The sequence below is a fragment of the Pseudomonas sp. Sample_16 genome (assembly GCF_004307665.1).
Lineage (GTDB): Bacteria > Pseudomonadota > Gammaproteobacteria > Pseudomonadales > Pseudomonadaceae > Aquipseudomonas.
Genome location: NZ_RCOB01000103.1, coordinates 21,751 through 29,743 on the forward strand (window position 1 = coordinate 21,751; position 7,993 = coordinate 29,743).

8 protein-coding genes are annotated in these 7,993 nt (G+C 59.1%); all 8 read right to left on the reverse strand.

The annotated features are described in order from the left end of the window. Positions 1-21: 21 nt before the first annotated feature. A complete protein-coding gene (locus tag D8U69_RS14940; RefSeq protein WP_056855832.1) occupies positions 22-768 on the reverse strand; it encodes a S24 family peptidase in 747 nt (248 codons plus the stop codon). A 230-nt stretch (positions 769-998) separates the two neighbouring features. Continuing rightward, positions 999-1,526: an inorganic diphosphatase gene (ppa, locus tag D8U69_RS14945; RefSeq protein ID WP_007990564.1), complete on the reverse strand. Its 528-nt coding sequence runs from the start codon at positions 1,524-1,526 to the stop codon at positions 999-1,001. A 113-nt stretch (positions 1,527-1,639) separates the two neighbouring features. Next, entirely contained in the window at positions 1,640-2,452 is an 813-nt protein-coding gene (locus tag D8U69_RS14950) for a M90 family metallopeptidase (RefSeq protein ID WP_056855831.1), read from the reverse strand. 6 nt (positions 2,453-2,458) lie between these two features. Next, positions 2,459-3,115 carry a DedA family protein gene (locus tag D8U69_RS14955; protein WP_056855830.1) on the reverse strand — a complete coding sequence of 219 codons (657 nt, stop codon included), beginning with the start codon at positions 3,113-3,115 and terminating at the stop codon, positions 2,459-2,461. A gap of 310 nt (positions 3,116-3,425) precedes the next feature. Beyond that, positions 3,426-3,887, reverse strand: a complete 462-nt coding sequence (locus D8U69_RS14960) for a GNAT family N-acetyltransferase (protein ID WP_056855829.1) — start codon at positions 3,885-3,887, stop codon at positions 3,426-3,428. A 114-nt stretch (positions 3,888-4,001) separates the two neighbouring features. Continuing rightward, positions 4,002-4,826, reverse strand: coding sequence for an ethanolamine ammonia-lyase subunit EutC (eutC, locus tag D8U69_RS14965; RefSeq protein ID WP_130907621.1), 825 nt, complete (start codon positions 4,824-4,826; stop codon positions 4,002-4,004). Positions 4,827-4,834: 8 nt separating this feature from the next. Further along, the gene (locus tag D8U69_RS14970; protein ID WP_056855827.1) at positions 4,835-6,229 is read right to left on the reverse strand and encodes an ethanolamine ammonia-lyase subunit EutB; all 1,395 of its coding nucleotides are present in this window, start codon (positions 6,227-6,229) and stop codon (positions 4,835-4,837) included. Positions 6,230-6,389: 160 nt separating this feature from the next. After that, a complete protein-coding gene (eat, locus tag D8U69_RS14975; protein WP_056855826.1) occupies positions 6,390-7,763 on the reverse strand; it encodes an ethanolamine permease in 1,374 nt (457 codons plus the stop codon). Between the last annotated feature and the right edge of the window lie 230 nt (positions 7,764-7,993).

The window sequence follows — 7,993 nt, forward strand, 5'->3', positions numbered from 1 at the left end:
ACATCCGCGATTGCTGATGTTTTACAGGAACGGCACCTCCGGCCTGCGTTTGTTCAGCGTCGACCACCAGAACACCCAACCCAACACCCTGAAGTTCTGTTCTTCGATCTGTTCGCGCCTGAGGATTTCGTCTGGGTACTCGCCGCTGTTGTGGCTGCGCATCCGCAGGGCGTTGCCGGGGATTCGGTGCAGGTATTTGATGCGCAGCATGCCGTCGTGCTCGACAGCGTAAATCTGGCCGTCGACGATTTGTGTCAGGCCGCGGTCGATGGCGATCGTCGAACCTTCTTCGATTTTCTCGGCCATGCTGTTGCCGACCATACGGGCGCAGATGGCGTCGCAGTGGTTGATTTCCAGGGAGTCGAGGTGGCTGCGGGGAAGGCGTATGGACTCTTCTCGGTCCTCGACGACGTGAGTTTTGTTGGGGTCAGTGGTCGTCGGGACTTCCTTGTAGAACGGCAAGTCGACATCGGTGGGTTCGACCACGGTATAGACGCCGCGGATGGCCTGGGCGTCGAAGACGTTGCCCGACTCGTCGGCCACGCGCAGATGCCGGGCATCTTTCTGGCCTTCACCGGTTTTCAGCCATTCCCTGTTCACGGAAAGTCGCGTGGCGACTTCTTCCAGGCAGTGGGCGGGCACACCTCGGGTGTACCAGTTGTGGACATTTTGTGGTGCCGTGTTCAAAAACTCGGCAAAACCGGATGTCGTGATGTTGGCAAGTCGAAGGAGCGCTCGAAAGCGTGGGCCGCTAGTGTTCTTTTTCATAAACACGAGTCTACGGAGGCGGAATAAGGCTTTGAATAAACGAGCCGTTCAAAATCGAGGGAAATTTAAGACTTGATGTAAGACGTAAACGGCGAAAATTAAACAAGAAAAAACCAAAACAGAGCCATCTTAAACAGGGCGTTTAAGTGATGCTTTTCAAGCGCCCACAAAAAACCCCGGATCACCGGGGTTTTTCTTGAAGCGGGTCGCCAGAAGCGTACCGCGGCGGCTTAGCCTTTGTAGGCAGCTACCGACTTGGTGATCGCTTCGCGGGCGGCGTCTGCGCCGGCCCAGCCTTCGATCTTCACCCATTTGCCTTTTTCGAGATCTTTGTAGTTCGCGAAGAAGTGCTCGATCTGCTGGATCAGCAGGGCAGGCAGGTCGGTGTATTCCTTCACGTCGACGTACAGCTGCGACAGCTTGTCGTGTGGAACGGCGATGACTTTGGCATCGCCGCCGCCGTCGTCGGTCATGTTCAGGATGCCGACCGGACGGGCGCGGATCACCGAACCTGGTGCAACCGGATAAGGGGTCACGACCAGCACGTCGAGGGGATCACCGTCGTCGGCCAGAGTGTTCGGGATGTAACCGTAGTTGGCCGGGTAGAACATTGGGGTGGCCATGAAACGGTCAACGAACAGGCAATCGCTGTCTTTGTCGATTTCGTATTTGATCGGCGCGTGGTTGGCCGGAATCTCGATCGCGACGTAGATGTCGTTCGGCAGGTCTTTGCCAGCCGGAATCTTGCTGTAGCTCATTGGGCGTTGCCCCCGTTAGTTGACCAAAAACACTTGGCCGGATTGACCAAAAAGTGGCGGCGATTATAGGCATATTCCTACGCCGACGCCATGGACCAGAAGTCGTGTAGACCTTAGTCGTGTGGCTGATAGACCGGATCATGCGCCTGAAGTTGCTTCAATCTTCCGAGCGGATCCTGGCGGTAGAACAGCTGCAACTGCTCATACACCTGTGGATAAGCCTCGTGCAGCAAATCCGGGGCGCTGAAGAAGTATTCACTGGTGACGGCGAAGAACTCGGCAGGGTTCTCGGCGGCGTATGGGTCGATGGCGGTCTCGGCGTCCGGGTTGTGTTCCAGCTGCCGGTCGAGGTCATCGTAGGCGTCCTGCATGACTTTGGCCCAGGCGCTGACGCGCATGTCGGCGTGCAGTGGTGGCAGGCCATTGGCGTCGCCGTTGAGCATGTCGAGTTTGTGCGCCAGTTCGTGGATGACCAGGTTGTAGCCTTCCCAGCCACCACTGGCCATCACACCGGGCCAGGCGAGGATGATCGGCCCTTGCTGCCAGGCTTCACCGCTGTGCTCGCCGTCCCATTCGTGTTCGATGCCACTGGCGTCGCGGTGGCGCTGGGGGCTGAGGAAGTCGTCGGGGTAGAGGATGATTTCGTGAAAGCCCTGGTACCAGTTCAGATCACCCAGGTTCATCAGCGGCAGTTGCGCCTGGGCGGCGAGCAACAGGCGTTGCTCCTGATGCAATTCGACGCCGGGCAGGGCAGTCAGGTGTTTGTCTTCGAGGAACAGCACGCAGGCTTCACGCAGCCATTGGTCCTGGGCCGCGGTGATGCCGTCGAGAAAGCTCAGGTGATGGCGCACCCGTTGCCACATATCGTCGGCAATCGGGTGCCTGGCCAGAATGCGCCGGCGACGCCAGGCGCTCAGGGACCACATCGAGGATCAGCGCGTGTGAGCTTTGGACGCTGCGTTGCCGAAGCGACTGCGCACCACGCCGATGATCATCGGAACCAGCGATAGCAGGATGATGCCGACCACCAGCAACGACAGGTTCGACTTGATGAACGGTACGTTGCCGAAGAAGTAACCGAGGGTGACCAGACCGCCGACCCAAAGGATGGTGCCCAGCACGCTGAAGGCGAAGAAGCGCGGGTACGGCATCCGCGCAACGCCCGCGACGAACGGTGCAAAGGTGCGGATGATGGGCAGGAAGCGCGCCAGGGTCACGGTTTTACCGCCGTGCTTTTCATAGAAATCGTGGGTTTGTTGCAGATAGTCGCGGCGGAAGATCTTCGAGTTCGGATTGCTGAACAAGCGTTCGCCCGCCGTTCGTCCGATCACATAGTTGGTGCTATCGCCCAATATCGCCGCCAGCATCAGCAGGCCACCCAGCAGCACCGGGTCCATGCCGCCACCTGCGGCAACTGCGCCGGCGATGAACAGCAACGAATCACCCGGCAGGAACGGCATGACCACCAGGCCGGTTTCACAAAAAATCACCAGAAACAGAATGGCGTAGATCCATGGACCGTAATTGGTTACCAGCAAATCGAGGTAGACATCGAGATGCAGGACTAGGTCGAGCGGGTTGAAATCCATGGAAAGCACCTGTGATAACGGTCCAAGTCAGCGGGCCTTGTGCGGATGACTTCGCGAAAGCCTACGAACGGACGTAGTTTTTCTTACAAGCCGGAAAGATCGGCATTATACGAGTTGAGTGGTGAAAAGCGCGTCGAGATTGTAGCGGGGCATGTCGGTTGAACGTGCGCAAGTCTGGTGACAATTAATAACTCACACAAACACACCCTGAACCCTTGAGTTTGAGGGGGCGGGAAAATTCCATCGGATGGATTGACGGCCTCAGGGGTCGATCCTCTGCATGGCAGAGATCGACCCCGCTGCAGCGACCTTACAGCTCGTCGCTGATCGGCAATACGTAGTTCTTGAACTCGGTATCTTCCTTGAATCCGATGGATTCGTAGGTTTTCTGCGCCACTGCGTTGTTGCTGCTGGTAGACACCCGCATGCGCACGGCATTGGTTTCCTTGGCCATTTTTTTCGCGGTACGAATCAGATTGTCGGCGACCAGTTGGCGACGTGCGTCTTCGGCGACGTAGATGTCGTTGAGGATCCACACGCGTTTAAGCGAAAGCGAAGAGAAGCTTGGGTACAACTGACAAAAGCCCAACAGTTTGTTGTTGTCATCATCGGAAAGGGCCAGGTAGATCACCGACTCTTTGCGACGAAGGCGTTTTTCGAGAAACGCCCGGGACGAGTCCGGATACGGCAGGGAGCCATAAAACTCGCGATATTTGACGAACAACGGGGTCAGCAGGTCCAGGTGTTCGAGGGTCGCTTGAATAATCCGCATGGTAGGTCTCGTCTTCAAGTGGCTGTCTTGCGTGCTTGAACGGCAACGGGAAATCCTGGCAGCCGCGAGTCGATCCTGCCTGAAACTGGAACGAAAGTGCAACGCGCAAGCGCTTCAGGCATCCGGCGGGCCTAGTAGGAAATTTCCCTTCATGTCTGCGCCGGCGTCTGAGTCCAGGGTCTGGACTTGCGCTTCGTCCTTCAGATTGACCCCGGATAACTGCCGCCGACAGGCCTCGCGCATCAAATACAGCAAACGGTGTGCCGCCATGCCGTAGCTCAAGCCTTCCAGGCGCACATTGGAGATGCAGTTGCGATAGGCGTCTGTCAGGCCGACTTTGGGGTTATAGGTGAAATACAACCCCAGACTGTCTGGCGAGCTCAGGCCTGGGCGCTCGCCGATCAGGATCACGGTCATTTTCGCCCCCAGCAATTCGCCGACTTCATCGGCGACAGCAACGCGGCCCTGTTCCACCAGCACGATCGGGGCGACGGACCAGTTTTCGGCGCGAACCTGTTCCTCCAGTCGCGCCAGAAACGGCAGCGTATGACGATGAACGGCCAACGCTGACAAACCATCGGCGACCACGATCACCAGGTCGACTCCGCCCGGATTGGCCGAAGCGTGATCACGTAGAACCTGGGCCGACGCATCGCTCAGTTTTCGCCCAAGATCGGGGCGTTGCAAATAGCTGTTGCGGTCAACGGCGGCGCTATGCAGCAAAAGACTTGCATGCCCGCGCTCGCTCAGTTGTGAGCGCAATGCCCCGTGGTCAAACGGCAAGTGCACCGCATCCCGGGCCTGAGCGTGGGCATATTGAAAGTCCAGCTGCGCGCGAGTGGGCATGCTGGTGCCCGTACGGCCAAGGGCAATGCGCGCTGGTGTCAGGCGTCGCAGCTCCAGCCATGGGTTGTGCGGGTCGTAAGGCGGCTTTTCCATATCAACACTCATCCCAGTTGCGCCAAGGCCTGGCGGAAGGCCGGTGGCAGGCTGTTGCCGAACAGAACCCGGCCGTCCGCCTGGGTGAAGATGCCCATTTTCGCCAGCCACTGTTCGAACTCCGGCGCAGGTTTGAGCCCCAGGGTCTGCCGGGCATAGAGCGCATCGTGGAACGACGTGGTCTGGTAATTGAGCATGATGTCGTCGGAGCCGGGGATGCCCATGATGAAGTTGATCCCGGCCACGCCCAGCAAGGTCAGCAGGGTGTCCATGTCATCCTGGTCGGCCTCGGCGTGGTTGGTGTAACAGATGTCGCAACCCATCGGCACGCCCAGCAGCTTGCCGCAGAAGTGATCTTCGAGACCGGCGCGAATAATCTGTTTGCCGTTATAGAGGTATTCCGGACCGATAAATCCTACGACGGTGTTCACCAAAAACGGTTTGAAGTGTCGCGCGACAGCGTAGGCCCGGGTTTCGCAGGTTTGTTGATCGACGCCATGGTGGGCGTTGGCCGACAGGGCGCTGCCCTGGCCGGTTTCGAAATACATCAGGTTTTGCCCGAGTGTGCCGCGGTTGAGGCTCAATCCGGCGTCATAACCTTCCTTGAGTACATTCAGATTGATACCGAAGCTCGCATTCGCAGCTTCGGTGCCGGCGATCGACTGGAACACCAAGTCCAGCGGCACGCCACGATTGACCGCTTCGATAGACGTGGTGACATGGGTCAGCACGCAGGCCTGGGTCGGAATCTCGTAGCGCTGGATGATCGCGTCGAGCATTTCCAGCATGGCGCAGATTGAGGCGATGCTGTCGGTGGCCGGGTTGATGCCGATCATGGCATCGCCGTTACCGTGCAGCAGACCGTCGAGAATGCTCGCGGCAATACCGGCCGGTTCGTCGGTCGGGTGGTTGGGTTGCAGGCGTGTGGACAGGCGCCCGCGCAAGCCCAGGGTGCCGCGAAACTGGGTGACCACGCGGATTTTTTGCGCCACCAGCACCAGATCCTGCACGCGCATGATCTTTGACACGGCCGCGGCCATTTCCGGGGTCAGGCCGGGGGCGAGGGCGCGCAGGACCTGTTCGTCGGCGGCATCACTGAGCAACCAGTCGCGAAAGCCGCCGACGGTGAGGTGGCTGACGACGGCGAAAGCCTGCTTGTCGTGGGTGTCGATGATCAGGCGGGTGACTTCATCGTCCTCGTAGGGAACCAGCACTTCCTGCAGGAAGTGGCTGAGCGGGATGTCAGCCAGCGCCATTTGCGCGGCGACGCGTTCGCCATCATTGAGCGCGGCGACACCGGCCAGGAAGTCCCCGGACCGCGCCGGGCTGGCCTTGGCCATCACTTCCTTGAGGCTATCGAAGCGATAGGTCTGGGCGCCGACGCAATGGACATAAACGGCCATGCTGTCCTCCTGGTTAATTGATGACCCGTAGAAGCGAGGCTTGCCCGCGAAAAACGATTACACAGTGTTTCAGTCACACCGCATCATGCCCTTCGGGCAAGTCTCGCTCCTACAGGAATCGGGCGCTCACAAATAGGGCGTGCGCCCGGCGTCGGTGCATTCAGATACCTTCGAGCATAGCGTCCGTCGGTGCCTCTGAACGTTGCCGTGCGGTCAGCTGGAAATACAGGTAGCCGGCGGCCATGAAGCCGAGGAACACACACCCGATCAAGGTGTTGAACCACGCCATCGCCACCAGGCACACCACGGCCAGAAACAGCGCGATGCCCGGTACGATCGGGTAGCCCGGTGCACGGAAGGTGCGTTCCAGGTTCGGCTCGGTTTTACGCAGCTTGAACAGGCTCAGCATACTGATGATGTACATCACGATCGCGCCAAATACCGACATGGTGATCATCGCCGCCGTCAGGGTCATGCCCTGCAGGTTGACCAGGCCATCGCTGTAGATGGCGGCGATGCCGATCACGCCACCGGCGAGAATCGCCCGATGCGGGGTCTGGAACCGCGAAAGCTTGGCCAGGCCGCGTGGCAGGTAGCCGGCGCGGGCCAAGGCAAAGAACTGTCGCGAGTAGCCAAGAATGATCCCATGGAAACTAGCCACCAGGCCGAACAGGCCGATCCACACGAGCATGTGCATCCAGGTCGAATCGTTGCCGACCACGGCTTTCATGGCCTGGGGCAGCGGGTCGTTGATGTTCGACAGTTGACGCCAGTCGCCGACACCCCCGGCCATCACCATCACACCGATGGCCAGGAACACCAGGGTCAGAATGCCGCTGACGTAAGCGCGGGGAATCGTGCGTTTTGGGTCCTTGGCTTCTTCGGCCGCCATGGCCGCGCCTTCAATGGCGAGAAAGAACCAGATGGCGAAGGGAATGGCCGCGAAAATGCCGGGAATCGACGCTATCGTGAACTCATTGGAACCCGACCAGCCGTTGAGCACGAAGTTGCTGAAGCTGAACCCTGGCGCAACCACGCCCATGAACACCAGCAGTTCGGCGACAGCCAGCACGGTGACCACTAATTCAAAGGCAGCCGCGATACCGACACCGAGGATATTGAGGGTCATGAAGATGAAGTAGGCGCCGACTGCCGCGAGCTTCGGGTCCAGTTCCGGGTACTGCACGTTGAGGTAGGCACCGATGGCCATGGCGATGGCCGGGGGCGCAAAGACAAATTCAATCAGGGTGGCGATACCGGCGATCAATCCACCTTTCTCGCCGAAGGCCCGGCGGCTGTAGGCAAATGGCCCGCCTGCGTGGGGAATCGCCGTGGTCAATTCGGTAAAACTGAAGATGAAGCAGGTGTACATCGTCGCCACCATCAGTGCGGTGACGAGAAACCCCAGCGTTCCTGCGGTGCCCCAGCCATAACTCCAGCCGAAGTACTCGCCGGAAATCACCAGGCCGACGGCAATGCCCCATAAATGCAGGGTGCCGAGTGTGGGTTTGAGCTGTGTGGAAGGAATAGTCATAAGTCCTCTCTGGTTTTTTTTGAGCTTGTGGACTTTCGGGCGCTGCGGTTGCGTGTAATGCGGGCACGCAAAGCCTGTGCCAGGGCGGCAGGGCGATGATTTGCGGTGTGTTTGCGGATGCCATCGCCAGCAAGCCGGCTCCTACAGATTTGCGCGGTCTGTAGGAGCAAGGCTTGCCCGCGATAGCCGTTACGCGGTATCGCGCCGAATCAGAAGAAGCCCAGCGGATT